At 69.6% G+C, this 13,884-nt stretch carries 16 protein-coding genes and 1 tRNA gene; 14 read left to right on the plus strand and 3 right to left on the minus strand.

Annotation, left to right across the window (positions count from 1 at the left end):
• Positions 1–25 precede the first annotated feature (25 nt).
• Positions 26–850 carry a DUF1206 domain-containing protein gene (locus ACQP2Y_RS45785; RefSeq protein ID WP_433723088.1) on the plus strand — a complete coding sequence of 275 codons (825 nt, stop codon included), beginning with the start codon at positions 26–28 and terminating at the stop codon, positions 848–850.
• Positions 851–854: 4 nt separating this feature from the next.
• Here ACQP2Y_RS45785 and ACQP2Y_RS45790 read toward each other — a convergent pair whose 3' ends face one another.
• A complete protein-coding gene (locus tag ACQP2Y_RS45790; protein WP_433723090.1) occupies positions 855–1,361 on the minus strand; it encodes a pyridoxamine 5'-phosphate oxidase family protein in 507 nt (168 codons plus the stop codon).
• An 82-nt stretch (positions 1,362–1,443) separates the two neighbouring features.
• On the opposite strand from ACQP2Y_RS45790, the gene ACQP2Y_RS45795 reads away from it, so the two are divergent.
• From ACQP2Y_RS45795 to ACQP2Y_RS45845, 11 genes are all read left to right on the plus strand, one after another.
• Positions 1,444–1,896 carry a winged helix-turn-helix transcriptional regulator gene (locus ACQP2Y_RS45795; protein WP_433723092.1) on the plus strand — a complete coding sequence of 151 codons (453 nt, stop codon included), beginning with the start codon at positions 1,444–1,446 and terminating at the stop codon, positions 1,894–1,896.
• 201 nt (positions 1,897–2,097) lie between these two features.
• Positions 2,098–3,621 carry a hypothetical protein gene (locus ACQP2Y_RS45800; RefSeq protein WP_433723094.1) on the plus strand — a complete coding sequence of 508 codons (1,524 nt, stop codon included), beginning with the start codon at positions 2,098–2,100 and terminating at the stop codon, positions 3,619–3,621.
• 145 nt (positions 3,622–3,766) lie between these two features.
• A complete protein-coding gene (locus ACQP2Y_RS45805; RefSeq protein WP_433723096.1) occupies positions 3,767–4,339 on the plus strand; it encodes an RNA polymerase sigma factor in 573 nt (190 codons plus the stop codon).
• Between the two features lie 13 nt (positions 4,340–4,352).
• The gene (locus ACQP2Y_RS45810) at positions 4,353–5,162 is read left to right on the plus strand and encodes a zf-HC2 domain-containing protein (RefSeq protein ID WP_433723098.1); all 810 of its coding nucleotides are present in this window, start codon (positions 4,353–4,355) and stop codon (positions 5,160–5,162) included.
• Positions 5,162–6,022, plus strand: coding sequence for an ATP-binding cassette domain-containing protein (locus tag ACQP2Y_RS45815; protein WP_433723100.1), 861 nt, complete (start codon positions 5,162–5,164; stop codon positions 6,020–6,022). Before ACQP2Y_RS45810 ends, ACQP2Y_RS45815 begins: the two co-directional genes overlap by 1 nt.
• A complete protein-coding gene (locus ACQP2Y_RS45820; RefSeq protein WP_433723102.1) occupies positions 6,019–6,885 on the plus strand; it encodes a hypothetical protein in 867 nt (288 codons plus the stop codon). Before ACQP2Y_RS45815 ends, ACQP2Y_RS45820 begins: the two co-directional genes overlap by 4 nt.
• 10 nt (positions 6,886–6,895) lie before the next feature.
• Positions 6,896–7,537 (plus strand): hypothetical protein, encoded by a 642-nt coding sequence (locus tag ACQP2Y_RS45825; protein ID WP_433723104.1) that lies wholly within the window; start codon positions 6,896–6,898, stop codon positions 7,535–7,537.
• On the plus strand, positions 7,534–8,664 hold the full coding sequence (locus ACQP2Y_RS45830) for a serine hydrolase domain-containing protein (protein ID WP_433723106.1): 1,131 nt from the start codon (positions 7,534–7,536) through the stop codon (positions 8,662–8,664). Before ACQP2Y_RS45825 ends, ACQP2Y_RS45830 begins: the two co-directional genes overlap by 4 nt.
• 220 nt (positions 8,665–8,884) lie before the next feature.
• Positions 8,885–9,634 carry an AfsR/SARP family transcriptional regulator gene (locus ACQP2Y_RS45835; protein WP_433723108.1) on the plus strand — a complete coding sequence of 250 codons (750 nt, stop codon included), beginning with the start codon at positions 8,885–8,887 and terminating at the stop codon, positions 9,632–9,634.
• A gap of 85 nt (positions 9,635–9,719) precedes the next feature.
• Positions 9,720–10,145 carry a hypothetical protein gene (locus tag ACQP2Y_RS45840; RefSeq protein ID WP_433723110.1) on the plus strand — a complete coding sequence of 142 codons (426 nt, stop codon included), beginning with the start codon at positions 9,720–9,722 and terminating at the stop codon, positions 10,143–10,145.
• A 116-nt stretch (positions 10,146–10,261) separates the two neighbouring features.
• Positions 10,262–11,260, plus strand: a complete 999-nt coding sequence (locus tag ACQP2Y_RS45845; protein ID WP_433723112.1) for an NAD-dependent epimerase/dehydratase family protein — start codon at positions 10,262–10,264, stop codon at positions 11,258–11,260.
• 16 nt (positions 11,261–11,276) lie between these two features.
• Here ACQP2Y_RS45845 and ACQP2Y_RS45850 read toward each other — a convergent pair whose 3' ends face one another.
• On the minus strand, positions 11,277–12,035 hold the full coding sequence (locus ACQP2Y_RS45850) for an ATP-binding protein (protein ID WP_433723114.1): 759 nt from the start codon (positions 12,033–12,035) through the stop codon (positions 11,277–11,279).
• A 317-nt stretch (positions 12,036–12,352) separates the two neighbouring features.
• Positions 12,353–12,428: transfer RNA gene (locus ACQP2Y_RS45855), tRNA-Arg, on the minus strand.
• Positions 12,429–12,644: 216 nt separating this feature from the next.
• Between ACQP2Y_RS45855 and ACQP2Y_RS45860 the strand changes: the two genes are divergently transcribed.
• Together ACQP2Y_RS45860 and ACQP2Y_RS45865 are read left to right on the plus strand one after the other, a co-directional pair.
• A complete protein-coding gene (locus ACQP2Y_RS45860; RefSeq protein ID WP_433723116.1) occupies positions 12,645–13,184 on the plus strand; it encodes a SigE family RNA polymerase sigma factor in 540 nt (179 codons plus the stop codon).
• Entirely contained in the window at positions 13,184–13,861 is a 678-nt protein-coding gene (locus ACQP2Y_RS45865) for a hypothetical protein (protein WP_433723118.1), read from the plus strand. Before ACQP2Y_RS45860 ends, ACQP2Y_RS45865 begins: the two co-directional genes overlap by 1 nt.
• Positions 13,862–13,884 lie beyond the last annotated feature (23 nt).

Genomic DNA, 13,884 nt, shown 5'->3' on the forward strand with positions numbered 1-13,884 from the left:
TGACGTACAGGTCAATGGCAGGTCCATGTCCTCCCTTCCCACGCAGGCCCGCGGCGCCGCGTCGCGTACCGCCAACAGCAGTTGGCTGGAGCATCTGACCCGTGGCGGGCTGGTGGGGTACGGCATCATCCACCTGCTCTTCGCCTGGCTGATCCTCCAGATCGCCTTCGACGGCTCCGGCACCGACGGCGACCAGTCCGGCGCCCTGCACCGCCTGGCCGAGAAGCCGTTCGGCACCTTCCTCATCGTGGTCATCGTCATCGGCCTCATCGCCATGACGCTCTGGCAGCTTCTTGAGGCCGCCATCGGCCACCGCGCCGAGCGGGGCCGGCATCGCCTGTACGAGCGCATCGTCTCGGCCGGCCGCGCCCTGTTCTACGCCTACTTCGCCTTTACCGGCATCAAGGTGCTTCGAGGCAAGAAGGCGTCGAGCGCCGACACTCAGCAGAAGGCCAGCGAGGACCTGATGGCTTCGACCGGCGGCCGGATCTCGGTGGGTCTCGCCGGCATCGTGATCGCCGCGGTCGGTGTCGGGCTGGTGATCTACGGGGTGCGGAGGAAGTTCGAGAAGCACCTCAAGGTGAGCCAGATGACCGCGAAGATGCGCCGGCTCAGCGAGCGGCTCGGCGTCGCGGGCTACGCCGCCAAGGGCACCGCGTACGGGATTGCCGGTGTCCTGTTTTTGATCGCGGCCGTGCAGTACGACTCGGACAAGGCCCGCGGCCTCGACGCGACCCTGAACGTGCTGTCCGAGCAGAGCTACGGCCCGTGGCTACTGGCCCTGACCGCACTCGGCATCGCCGCGTACGGTCTGTTCTCGATCGTGCAGGCCCGCTACCGCAAGGTCTGATCCGTCAGCCGAGGACCCCGCCCAGCACGCTCGGCAGCCGCGTCGTGAAGTCCACCAAGCCGACCCACGTCGGGCGTACCACGATCCTGGCCTGCCGGGTCCCCGGCTGGTCCATCTGGGCCAGCATCGGCTCCGCGCCGTCGCCGAGGTAGCGGCGGGCCGCCGCCGCATACTCCTCGGCCAGCCCGTCCACCTCGGTGATCTCCGCAAGGCCGCGGATGGTCAGGCAGCGCGGCGGCGCGTCATCGGTGTCGATGGTCAAGGCGACTGCCGGATTGGCCCGGAGGGCGGTGATCCGGGCGGCCGGGTGGCGGATCCCGGCGTTCGGCCCTCCCGCGTACGTGGCCATGACGATCTCCCGGCCATTCCAGTGGAACCACGTCGGCACCACCCGCGGCGTGCCGTCCGGCCACACGAATCCCAGGCGCGCGGGGATTCGTGAGGTCAGCAGTTCCTGGGCCAGCGGCGTCTCCAGCAGTCCGAGGTGACCTTGCGGCAGAGCTCCGGTCATCGTTTGCCTCCCGAGTGAGTTCCTTCGGGGAACTTAACAGACTCAGTTCCCTGAAGGAACCCGGTGGAGCTAACCTGGGCCGATGCAGCGCACCCAGTTCGGCGAGATGGCGTGTTCGATCGCCCGCACCCTGGACGTGATCGGCGAGCCCTGGTCGCCGCTGATCCTGCGGGACGTGTGGGTCGGCATCCGCCGCTTCGACGAGATCCAGGCCGACCTCGGCATCTCCCGCAAGGTGCTGACCGAACGCCTCAAGCTGCTCGTCGAGGCCGGCGTGCTGGCCCGGCAGCAGTATTCGGAACGGCCCGCGCGCAGCGAGTACGTGCTCACCCCGAAAGGCACCGAGCTCGTCGACCTGCTCATGGTCATGGTGAAGTGGGGCGACCGGTGGACGGCCGGCGAGGCGGGGCCTCCGGTGCTGTACCGGCATCACGCGTGCGGCGAGATCGCGCACGTGGAGCTGCACTGCTCGGCGTGTGATCAGCCGATGTCTGCCGACACGATCGACCTGCTGCCCGGACCGGCGCAGAGCTAGCGACGCCGCTTGATCCACTGTGGTCGGTGACGGCATTCGGAGGGACAACGCGGCGGGCGCGGCTGTGGCATGATCACCGGCACCTCTTCTCGATGTCGGGCCGGACGTACGGCCGACGTCACCCCTCCAACCAAGGGGAAAGTCACAGTGCTTCCAAACTTCAGTCGTGCCCGTCTCGGGCGATATCTGGCCGTCTCCGCCGTGGTTCCCGCCCTGGTGCTCAGCACCGGCGGCGCCGCCGTGGCCGCGACCAACACGCTCACCCTCACCGTGCTGAACCGCTCCGGTGCCAAGGTCTCGGTCTCCGCCACCGTGGTCAACCTGGCCAGCAGCTCGCAATACACGGTCCGCAGCAACAAGAAGAAGAAACTGCCCAAGGGCAGTTACGCCGTGCTCACCTCGATCACCAGCGGCAGCACGACCACGCTCGGCGGCCGTACGGTCAAGGTCTCCGGATCCGCCAAGCTGACCGTCGACGCCCGCCAGGGCCGCCGGGTCAACCTCGCGGTGAGCCCGGCGCCGGCCGGCCTCTCCCGCAATCTCAGCGCCCGGATCTGCACCAAGACCAGCGCGAGCTACAACGTCGAGGCGTACGGCGACGCCGTGTACGTCATCCCCACCACCTCCAAGAAGATCGCCTTCGCCGCGCTCGGCACGTGGAGCGACAGCTCCGCGCTGGCGGACGCGTACGCGGTCGTGCACCAGACGACCGGCGTACCGAAGAGGCCGACCCGGACGTTGAAGCGCTCGTCGCTCGGCACGGTCTCCGTGGTCTCCAACCTCGGCCCGGCCGGCTCGAACAACACCGATGTGGCGGTGCAGCCGATCAAGCGCGGGTGCGCCGACGACATGTACAGCGGCCTGTGGTCCACCGACCGGCCGAGTCGCGCGAAGCTCAAGCTGACGCCCGGTGCCTGGCACATCCGGTCCGGCACGTCGGCGACCACCAAGAACGGCGAGAGCTGGAACATCGGCTCGTACTTCGCCGAGCGCAAGGTCGCCACCGGCAAGTCGTCCACGGTCCGCTTCTACAACGCCGCCTGGGGTCCGAGCACCCAGCTGCCGACCACCCTGTACGGCCGGGTCTCGTTCATGATGAACGAGATGTTCACCGACCCTGCCTTCACCCGCAACGACACCGGCGGCGAGGGCGGCGACAAGGCGAGGGCGACCCTGTCCTTCAAGGGCAAGACGGTCAAGACGAAGAAGGACCAGGGCTGGGAGCCCGACATGACGGTCCTGGACTACAAGGTGAAAAAGGCCGGCTGGTACACGCTCACCAACACGGCCACCCGGTACTACCCGGAGATCAGGTACCCGGCCGGCATGCTCTCCACCAAGAGCGTGGTCAGCTACCGCTTCTACACCAAGCCGAAGAGCAACGCGCTGGCCGAGGTCAACTCCGTCACGATGGTGCCGACCGGGCTGAACGGCTGGAACAAGGCGGGCGGCAAAACCACGAACGTCGCGCTGAAGCTGAACCGCTACACCCAGGACCCGGACGCCAAGCGCGGCAAGAACCCCAAGTTCAAGTCGCTCGGCGTGAAGATGTCGGCGGACGGCGGCAAGACCTGGCGCACGGTCAAGGTCAAGAAGATCAAGGGCGTCTGGACCGCCGTGGTCCCGAACCCGGCCTCGGGCGCGGTGTCACTGCGGGCGCGGGCCACGTACAAGAGCGGCGGCTACACGGACGTGACGATCTATCGCGCGTACGGCATCGCCTGACCGACTGACCACCAAGGCTGGGCATCCCCGTTCGGGGGTGCCCAGCCTTTTGTCGTAGGCCGGCCAGGCTTCGTACGCCGATGGTCTTGAACCGCTTCCGGGTCTGTCAGGGACAGACTGTTGGAGACGAGTTGAGGTGGCCGGCATGGATCACGGCGTCAATGGTGCGGCGGATGACGCCGCCGGCTCCCACCCGTGCGATCCGACCGATGCGGCACTGCTGGCGGCGATCGCTCGCCGCGAGCGCGACGCGTTCGAGACGTTGTACTTCCGGCATGCACCCTGGTTACAGGTTCGGCTGCGGCGCCGGTGCGGCGATCCCGACGTCGTGGCGGAGGCGTTGCAGGACACGTTCCTCGTCGTGTGGCGCAGTGCGGGCCGCTGGGATGGGCGCGGCGAGGTTCCGGCCTGGCTCTGGGGCATCGCGATTCGTCGCTTCATCAACCTGGTCACCCGCGTGCCTCACCACGACGTGTTCAGCGCGGCCACCGATTCGGCGGTCGGTTCGGCCGAGGAGCAGGTCCTGCTGGGTGTGGAGTACGGCGATGCCGCCGGCGCCCTCAACCGCCTCTCCCCGGAGCTGCAGGCGGTCGTACGAGCCACTGTCCTGGATGGGTTGACCACGCGGGAGGCGGCCCGGCTGCTACGCGTTCCGCAGGGAACGGTGAAGACCCGGATGGCCCGAGCGCGGGTGCTGCTCCGGCAGGCCCTGTCATGAGAGGAGCACCGCGATGAACGCGTGGCATGCCGATCCGGATCTGCTGGCCGCGTACGCCCATGGGCGCCTCGACCTCGCCCGGACCGCCTCGATCGAGCAGCACCTGCTGGGTTGCGGCCGGTGCCGGAGCGCGATCTCCGTCGTCGCGGATCGACCCCTGCTGGACCGGGTGTGGATGGACACCAAGGACATCATCGACCGCCCGCCGGCATCGGTGGGCGAGCGGATCCTGACCGCCATGGGTCTCGCGCCGCCGGCGGCTCGGCTGGCAGCCAAGGCGTCCAGGGCACATCGGGCGTGGCTGTGGTCCTGCGCTCTGCTCGCCGCGTTCGCCTTCGCCGCCCCCAGCACCGACGGCCGGCTGATCATGTGGTTCCTGGTGCTCGCCCCGCTGGCGCCGGTGAGCGGGGTGGCGCTGGCGTACGGCCCGGACACCGATCCGATGCACGAGGTGGTCGCCACTGCCCCGTACCCCCGGCTCCGCCTGATCCTGCTTCGCAGCCTGCTCGTGGTGCCGGTGACCGGCGTGCTGCTGCTGGTCACGGGCTTGACCGTGCCGGGCGGACCGCGGACCGCGGCGCTGTGGCTGCTACCCGGGCTGGCGTTGAGTGCGGTGACCTTGGCGTTGGAGTCCCGGTTCGGCGCGCTGCCGGTCGCCGCGGCGTTGTCGCTGGCCTGGGTCGGCTTCGCCGTCGCTGCCCGGGTCAGCACCGGTTCGGTACTGGGCGCTTACGAACCTGTCGTGCAACTCGTCTGCCTCAGCACAGTCTTCGCCGTCGTGGCGCTCGCCGTGTACGGCCGTCACCAACCGAGGAGGTCCTGATGGACATCCGTCTCACCGATGTGAGCAAGGCCTACGGACGGCAGCGGGCCCTCGACCCGATCAGCCTCGACGCCGGCCCGGGTGCGCTCGGTCTGCTCGGGCCGAACGGGGCCGGAAAGACGACGCTGCTGCGCATCATGGCCACTGTCATCGCACCTACCGCGGGCCAGGTCTGTCTGCTCGGCCACGACTGCGCGCTGCCCGCCGGGCGTACCGAGGTCCGCCGCCGGCTGGGTTACGTGCCGCAGGAGTGCGGGTTCCCGACCGGGTTCACCGGCTTCGAGTATGTCGACTACGTCGCCATCCTGAAGGAGTGGGCCGATCGCCGGACCCGTCACGACGAGGTACGCCGGGTACTCGCCGTGATGGGCCTGACCAGCGTGGCCGATCGGCGGATCCGCCGGCTCTCCGGTGGGATGCGCCGTCGCCTGGTCATCGCTCAAGCGCTGATCGGTGACCCGCCGCTGCTGCTCCTGGACGAGCCGACAGTTGGCCTGGACCCCGAGCAACGACTGCGGTTCCGGGACACCGTGTCGGCCCTGGCCGACGAGCGCTGCGTGGTGGTGTCCACGCACCAGACCGAGGACGTGGCGGCGCTGTGCCGGCGAGTCGTCGTCATGCACGAGGGCGGGATCCGCTACGACGGCTCGCCCAGTGGCCTGGCTGCCATGGCCGACGGCCGGGTCTGGACGGGGCCGGCCAGAGACCCGGGCGCCGACCTCGCCTGGCGCAGCGAGACCGGCGGGCTACGGCAGATCGGCGTACCACCGGCAGGCGCCGAAGCGGTGCCGCCGACGGTGGAGGACGGTTACCTGCTGCTGGTCGGCGGAGCCGGGAAACGGCAGGAGGTGCCGGCATGAGCACCATCACCCTGAGCCGGCGGTTGCCGTCGGCCGGCTGGCCGGCCCGCGCCGGCGGACTCGGCCGGGTCGAGGCGCGGCGCATGCTGCGACACCCGGCGTACTGGTTCGGCCTGGCCTGGCTGGCGCTGCTCGTGGCGGGTCTGACGATCGACGTCGCCCGGGGACGCGAGGAGATCGGCAACGCGGTGTACGCGGCCACGCTGCTGGCCGTCTGCCTGTTCTACGCCCCGCTGACCGTCATCAGCGCGAACCGGGTCGCCGCGGCGACGTTCCGCCGACAGGTCCGGGAGCCGCTGGACGCCGCGCCGGTCGACGCCCGGCAGCGCACCATCGGAGCAATTCTCGGACTGCTGCGCGGCCCGGTGCTGGTGGGCGTCGCCGGCATGCTGGTCATGTCCATCGTCGCGCCGTTCACCGCGCCCGCACCCGGAGACCCGGTCAACGGTATCTACGGCCGCGGCGTGCTCGAGCATCTGCAGGTGCCGGTGCTGGTCCTCGGGGCCGGACTGCTCGGCATCGCGCTGGCCCGCTGGGTGCCGATGCCGGGCGCGTTGCCGCTCGTCATGCTCACTCTGTGGTTCGGCGTCCAGGGCCTGTACGCGCCGGCCGACGCCGGCGGCGTGGTACACGCACCCACCTGGTTCGCCCCGTGGATCATGTGGGCCGCGGAGAACGTCGGCCTGGCCCCGGATCATGTTCTGGGTCAGGAGATGTGGCACCTGGCGTATCTGCTGGGGCTGTCGGTGCTGGCCGGGGTCGCGGCGTTGCTGCGCACACCGGGCAACCGGCGCGGACTGTGGATCATCGCCGCCATCGCGGTCCTCGTGACCGGGCTGGCCGGCTGGCAGCAGCTGGGCTGAGGCGGCTGCCATGATGCGGTACTGGACGCGGCTGGCCCGCCCGGGTTGGGTGGCCGGCGCGTCCGGCACGGCGGTCGGGCTCGCGGTGGCATCCGCCGCCGTGGGCTGGGCCGACAATGTGCCGGGCACTGTGCACTCCGCCCGCCCGGTGATGCTCGTACTGGCCGTCGCTCTGGCCGCACCGTTGCGGGATCTGGCGGCGGCGGTGCTCGACAGCACTCAGTTCTCGCGGCCGGGTCGCCGGCTCGCGCCCCCGGCTGTAGCGGCCACCGAATTGCTTGTCGTGGCGCTGGCGCTGGCCGTCCTTCAGGCCACGCGGGTCCGTGGCGCGCCGTGGGCCGGACTCGCCGTGGAGGCGGTGGGTATGGCCGCGGTCGCGGTGGCCGCCGGCACCTGGTGCCCGGCCCGGGTCGACCCGGTCTTCGCGGCGATCACCGCAGTGGGGCTGCTGGTGCTGCTGGACCAGGCCTCGCCGTTCGGGCCGTGGCTGACCGCCGGCCCCGGCCACCGCTGGGAGGCGGGCCGGTGGGCATGGCTCGCCGTCACCGCACTCGGCCTGGTCGCCATCGCCGGCGGTCTGCGCGACCCGGGCGGCGGCGGTCTCCGCCGTCGCCTGCGCATGTTCCCGTATCGAGTCAGGAGAAGCTCATGAAGTTCCCGAACCTCGCCGCAGCCGCAGCCGCGTCCCTCGTGCTGAGCTCGCTGTGCGCTCCGCCGGTCCACGCCGCGATGCCGGCTCGTTCCCGGCCGGCTTCGCCCGCCGCGACCGGCCGGGTGAATCTTGTGGCCGTGCAGCAGGCACTGGACCAGGCTGTGGCCACGGGCGTGCCCGGGATCGCCTACCTGATCCGCGACGGGGCTCGCACCACCGTGCTCACCAGCGGGAAAGCAGACGTGTCGACCGGCCGGCCGATAACGGCGAACGACAGGTTCCGGATCGCCAGTATCAGCAAAACCTATCTGGCCACCGTCGTGCTCCAGCTGGAGGCCGAACACCGGCTCGACCTCGACGCCCCGATCAGCCGATGGCTTCCCCGGTTGCTGCCCGACGGGCACAAGATCACGGCGCGTCAGCTCCTCGGCCACACCAGCGGGCTGTTCGACTACGCCGAGGATGCACGCTTCACCTACCTCACCGATCCCCTGCGGGTATGGGATCCGGTCGACCTCGTCCGGCTCGGCGCGAGCCACCCACGCGCCTTCCGTCCCGGCACCGGCTTCCTCTACTCCAACACCGGATACATCGTCCTGGGACTGCTCGTCGAGCGGATCACCGGGCAGCGGCTCGAGCATGTCGTCGGCCGGCGAATCCTCCGTCCGCTCGCCCTGCGGCACACCTACTTCGCGACCGGTCCGTCCATCGCGGGACGGCATGCGCACGGTTACACAGTTGATGCGACCGGCTTGCGCGACATCACCGACATCGACGCCTCCCACACGTGGGCCGCGGGCGCATTGATCGCGACCGTCGGCGACGTGGCGACGTTCTTCCAGGCCCTGTTCGCCGGACGGGTCCTGCCCGCCCGGCAACTCAAGGAGATGAAGCAGTTCCGTGACATCGGCGAGGACGTCGGCTACGGCCTCGGGCTCATGAGGCAGCAGTACGCCTGCGCCGTCGTCCTGGGACACACCGGCGGTGGGGTCGGCTTCAGCACGGACAGCGCGCAAACCATCGACGGCACCCGGCAGGCCGTCGTGTTCGTGAACACCGAGGCGATCCCCGAAGCCGCACGTCAGTGGTTCCAGAGGGCCGCCGAGCTCACCTTCTGCGGATCGTGAGGCCGGCGCGGGAAAGGCCGATCGAGGTACCGGATCGGCTGATCGTCCTCACCCGCCGTCGCGAATCGGGCGTAGCGTCAACCGCGACTGGCTTCGCCGAAGGTGGCATTGATGGCCGACGTCTGCCCGCCGTTCCGCCCGGACTCCTGCGGTACGGACCCGCGACCACCGTCGTGAAAGCCCGTCGAGCAGCCGTCGAACACACCCGTTGGGGGCAGCGATGACCGCCATCCTCAAAGATCATGCAATTGCGAACCCCGGCTTTCGTACGCCGTGGCGTCTGTCCCTTCTGGGTGCCTGGCAGCTGACGGGCGCGGACCGCCCGATCGAAGTCGGCCCGAACGGGCAACGGCTGTTCGCGCTCCTGGCGATACGCGGTCCCTGCGACCGTTCGTACGTGGCGGGCACCCTCTGGCCGGACTGCTCCGATCCCCGGGCCAAAGGCAATCTGCGCGCCACACTGTCCCGGCTGCATCGCCGCCGGCTGGCCGAGGTTCTCCATTTCGCCAATGGTGCGCTGTCGCTACGGATGGACGTGGATGTGGATGTCCGGGCCCTGCTGGCCACCGCCTCGGGAATCCTGGCCGGGACGCTGCACGCCCCCTGCCGGTCCTTGCTTCCCGCCCTGACCGGGAACGCTTTGCTGCTCGGCTGGTACGAGGACTGGGTTCTGCACGAACGCGAGCGACTGCAGTCGATGTGTCTGCGCGCGCTCGAACTGCTCGCAAGCCGCACGCTGGCCGAGGGCGATGCGCCGGCGGCGGTGGAGGCTGCTCTCGCGGCGGTCGCCATGGATCCACTGCGGGAGAGCGCACACCGGGCGGTGATCCGCGGCCACCTGGCGGAGGGTAACCCGACAGAAGCGCAGCGGCAGCTCTGCCGGCTCCGCGGCCTCCTACGGGACGAGTTCGGTGCTGCGCCGTCGCCGCTCACGACCGGTCTCTTCGCGGAAAGGGCGGTCGCGCGGTGAGCCGAGCGCCGGGTGGAGCTGTCACGCCGATGTCACGCACCGCGGTTCACAGTTTCCGGGACACCCTAGTTTGAGGAGAGATCCGATGCCAGGCTTCAACGACACAGAAGCGATCGCCGTCTATCCCACCAACCCCGGGGACGCATTCCGGGTACCGACGGTGGAAAAGGCAGCCGGCTTCGATGTGAACCTCGAGGCGGAGGCGGGAAACGGGCTGATCGGCCCCAACGCGATCACGCCCTACACAGCGGCCGTCCAAGTCCGCAACCTCACCCAGTTCCGACCGGTGACCGTGACCACCGCTGCCGCGAACGCGGTCGGCACCATCGGCGTAGGCCAACCGTGGGACACCAACGACGAGCGGTTCGTCTTCAACGTGGCGGCCGGCTCACCCGACGTCGATCCCGGTGACTTCGTGGAAGTCCTGGCGTCAGTCAGTTCCGGAAACCCGGCCGGTGCGGCCAGCAACGACTTCTCCTTCGTACGGAGCGCGGTCTTCCAGGTGATCTAGGGATTCCGCGGCGATGGGCAGCGGGTGAAGACAGGACGCTCCTCGACCGGGCAAGGTGGGTGACAGTCATGCGGGTTCTCGTCACCGGGGGAACCGGATTCATCGGCTCGCACAGCGTGGCGGCGTTGCTCGCCGCTGGGCACGACGTCCGTCTCCTCGTCCGCTCGCCCGATCGCATCGCACCGGCGCTGCGACCTCTCGGCGTGACAGCCGCGGTGGATCACACGGTCGGGGACGTCACCGACCGGGACTCCGTCACCCGGGCGTTGCACGGCTGCGACGCGGTTCTGCACGCCGCAGCCGTGTACGACCTGGACGCCCGCGCCCGTCCGGCCATCGCCCGCACCAACGTCGCCGGCGCGCGAACGGTGCTCCAGGCGGCCGTCGAGGCAGGCTGCGACCCGGTTGTGCATGTCTCCAGCACGGTTGCGTTGCTCCGGCGGGGAATCACCCTCACACCGGACTCGCCCTTGTCGGCCACACCGGGGGCGTACATCAGCTCCAAGGCCGCCTCCGAGGCTGTCGCTCGCCGGCTTCAGGACAACGGCGCTCCGGTGGTCATCGTGCAGCCCGGTGGCGTGCTGGGACCGCACGACCCGTACTGCGGAGACCAGGCCCGTCGGCTGCGGGACATTCTGCGCGGGCGGTATCCGTTGTGGCCCAGCGGCGGCTTCCATGTCGTCGACGTCCGAGACGTCGCCCGTCTGCACACCGCTGTCATGAGGCCCGGTGCGGGACCGCACCGATACCTGGTGCCAGGGGCCTTCATCGACGGCGCCGGCATGTACGCCACTCTCCGAGCCCTGACCGGACGGCGGCTGCCGCTGCTGATCGTGCCCTCGGCAGTCATGCTGCCGATGACCTGGGCCGCGTCGATCGTTCAGCGCGTTACCCCGTTTCATCTGCCTGCCGACCACGAAGGCATTCTGATCACGCGTAGCGCCAACCGCTGCGACGACTCCCGCGCTCGTGACGATTTCGGCATCGAGCCACGCCCGTTGGCCGAGACCTACCGAGACACCATCCGATGGCTGCACCGCACCGGCCGGCTCACCGACCGCCAGGTGGGGCGCTTGGCGGGGGATGCGCCCGACGCGGTCCCACCCATCTTGTGACCCGAGGCCGGCTGGGCTACCCGTCCGAGTCGGCGGATACGGTTGCCCAGACCACTTTGCCGCCGTGGGCCGGCATGGCGCCCCATCCGGCAGCAACCGCGTGGACCAGTCTCAGGCCTCGTCCTCGTTCCTCGATCGGCCCCTGCCCGCTGCCGTGCACTGATCCGCGCATCCGTGGATAGCGGAAGTCACTGTCCCGGACGGCCACGTGCAGCTTGCTGCCGCGCCGGAACACAGTGACCACAAAATCGGTGGCGGCATGAACCACGGCATTGGTGGCCAGCTCGGAGACGATCAGTGCGGCAGTGCGCCGCAACTCGGGTAGTTTCCAGACCTGGCACGCCTGGTCGACGAGGTCACGGGCCGCCCGCACGGAATTCGGCCGCGGTGCCAGACGGACTTGCAGACGGTCGGCCGGGGACAGCCCGCCGGCGATGACGATGCGTGCTTGCGCCATGGTGGCGAACAACAGCAGCGGTGTCCCCTCCAGATGCCGCAACCGGTAGTCCAGTTTGGTGGCAGGTGGCGAGCAGAACGCCAGGTGCACCGGCGCCGGCGCGAGCCACGCCGTCCGCTGCGCCAGCAACCAGTACGGCAGGCTCACCCCATGCACATCACCGACGCCCCGCAGATCGATGATGACTGCCTCGCAGGGCCCGGCCAGACACAGGCGCAGACCAGCGGTGACCTGATTGCCGAGCTGCTGTGACCACCGGCCGTACACCGTCATCTCGACCACGGCGCTGCTCGCGTCAGCGGTGACGCCGACCGCCACGCCACGACGGTGCGTTCCGGTGGTGACGAGATACGGAGGCTGAAGCGGCTGGACCCCCGCCCGCCGTTCCACGGCGGTCACCATTCACCTCTGGTGTACGGGATGTTGCATACCGTCACGCGGTTGCGCATTGCGAAAATCACGGCTGCTCCAGGCACCTGCTAGAACGGTGCGCTACCGGGGTCTGGAGCAGCGTGCGACGATGAGGCCACACCGTCGCACGCTCAACGGTATACCGATCGCACCTAGATCACTGATCAGGCTGGACAGCAAGAAGGGCCTGACTCGCGTTTCCGCAATTCAGACCCGTCTTCTTCTGGTGCGCCCGAAGGGACTCGAACCCCTAACCTTCTGATCCGTAGTCAGATGCTCTATCCATTGAGCTACGGGCGCCTGCCTAACCACTCCCCCGACCGGACGTGATGAACCGTCCAGCGGGTCGCGGTTACGTTTCCGCTGGTCCTGGCCTTCGGTGCACCCGGACCTGCTAGACGACGACTCTAGCATGTCGTCCCGGACGCCCCCCAAGGCGGTCCGGACCCCTCGGCCACCCATGCAACCCTTGCGGCTCCCCATCCGTCTGGGGGCTGTGAGATACGAGGAGTGCTCGTGAGTAGCGAGCGAGATGCGCAGTTCCATGACTTCGTCCTGGCTCGCCGGGCCGGCTTGGTGCGGACCGCCACCCTGCTCACCGCGGGGAATGCGCATCTCGCGGAAGATCTGGTGCAGTCCACGCTGACCAAGCTGTACCTCGCCTGGCCCGCCTTCCAGCGCGCGCACAGCCCGGACGGTTACGTACGCCGCGTCCTGGTCAATGTCCTCGTCGACGAACGCCGGCGGCTGTGGTGGCGGCGGGAGCGGCCCACCGCCGAGTTGCCCGACCGGCCGCATCCGGGTGAGTCCGGGCCGCCCGGTGAGCTCGATGAGCGGCTGCGGACGGCGTTGCGGGAGCTACCTCCGCGCATGCGCGCCGCCGTTGTGTTCCGCTACTTCTACGACCTTGATGTCGCTGAGACCGCCGATGCGCTCGGATGCTCGCAAGGGACCGTCAAGAGCCAGACCGCCCGCGCACTGGACCGCCTCCGGGCCGCCCTGCAGGCGCGGACCAGTGAGCAGCGCACCTTTCTTCGCCAAGGAGTGACCTCGTGATGGACCTGCGTGATCAGCTCGACTCGATCGCCGGTCCGGCGGTCGCCCCCACCGCAGCCGACGCGGACGCCGACCTGGCCCGGGGCCGCCGGGCGCTGCGCCGCCGCCGTACCGCCCAGACGCTCGGGGGTTCCGCCTTCGCCGCGGCCGCCGTCGTCGCGGCCTTCGTCTTCACCACCGGTCTCGGCGGCGGCGTTCCCGGGCCGGGCGCGACGAACAGCACCACCAACGTCTCGACCACCCAGCTCGTGTCCTACAAGGGCAAGCAGCCCAAGGGTTTTGTCCTCGACAAGGTGCCGGACGGCTGGTTCGTGCAGGCGGACGACGACAGCAGCATCGTGCTGGCGCCCAGCCGCATCAAGGGCAAGCCCGGCGTCGACCCGTCCCAGGATCCGCTGTACGACCCGCGCAGCTTCGAAGGCAAGATCGCCGTCATGTTGCAGAGCCGCGACCAGGGCGGCCCGCCGGCGGGCACCGAGGTCAAGGTCGGCGACCGGGACGGCGTGCTGGCCAAGACCGCCGACAACGACAGCGGCCGGACCCTGTGGGTCGAACAGCCGTCTGGCGTCTACCTGCAGATCCAGTTCTGGGCGGACCTCGGGCTGAGCCACGAGCAGATGGTCGACTTCGGTGCCGGCGTACACGTGACCAAGGCCGCCAAGCAGGGCGCCGGCTGATCCGGACCATGCGAAAGGGCCGT

The organism is Actinoplanes sp. CA-051413 (genome assembly GCF_050955795.1).
GTDB lineage: Bacteria > Actinomycetota > Actinomycetes > Mycobacteriales > Micromonosporaceae > Actinoplanes.

Excerpts from the sequence above, each read along its gene's own strand:
- ACQP2Y_RS45840 (WP_433723110.1), top strand. The coding sequence starts at position 9,720 with ATGCCAGGCTTCAACGACACAGAAGCGATCGCCGTCTATCCCACCAAC.
- ACQP2Y_RS45815 (WP_433723100.1), top strand. The coding sequence starts at position 5,162 with ATGGACATCCGTCTCACCGATGTGAGCAAGGCCTACGGACGGCAGCGG.
- ACQP2Y_RS45785 (WP_433723088.1), top strand. The coding sequence starts at position 26 with ATGTCCTCCCTTCCCACGCAGGCCCGCGGCGCCGCGTCGCGTACCGCC.
- ACQP2Y_RS45865 (WP_433723118.1), top strand. The coding sequence starts at position 13,184 with ATGGACCTGCGTGATCAGCTCGACTCGATCGCCGGTCCGGCGGTCGCC.
- ACQP2Y_RS45830 (WP_433723106.1), top strand. The coding sequence starts at position 7,534 with ATGAAGTTCCCGAACCTCGCCGCAGCCGCAGCCGCGTCCCTCGTGCTG.
- ACQP2Y_RS45795 (WP_433723092.1), top strand. The coding sequence starts at position 1,444 with ATGCAGCGCACCCAGTTCGGCGAGATGGCGTGTTCGATCGCCCGCACC.
- ACQP2Y_RS45820 (WP_433723102.1), top strand. The coding sequence starts at position 6,019 with ATGAGCACCATCACCCTGAGCCGGCGGTTGCCGTCGGCCGGCTGGCCG.
- ACQP2Y_RS45835 (WP_433723108.1), top strand. The coding sequence starts at position 8,885 with ATGACCGCCATCCTCAAAGATCATGCAATTGCGAACCCCGGCTTTCGT.
- ACQP2Y_RS45790 (WP_433723090.1), bottom strand. The coding sequence starts at position 1,361 with ATGACCGGAGCTCTGCCGCAAGGTCACCTCGGACTGCTGGAGACGCCG.
- ACQP2Y_RS45825 (WP_433723104.1), top strand. The coding sequence starts at position 6,896 with ATGATGCGGTACTGGACGCGGCTGGCCCGCCCGGGTTGGGTGGCCGGC.
- ACQP2Y_RS45805 (WP_433723096.1), top strand. The coding sequence starts at position 3,767 with ATGGATCACGGCGTCAATGGTGCGGCGGATGACGCCGCCGGCTCCCAC.
- ACQP2Y_RS45810 (WP_433723098.1), top strand. The coding sequence starts at position 4,353 with ATGAACGCGTGGCATGCCGATCCGGATCTGCTGGCCGCGTACGCCCAT.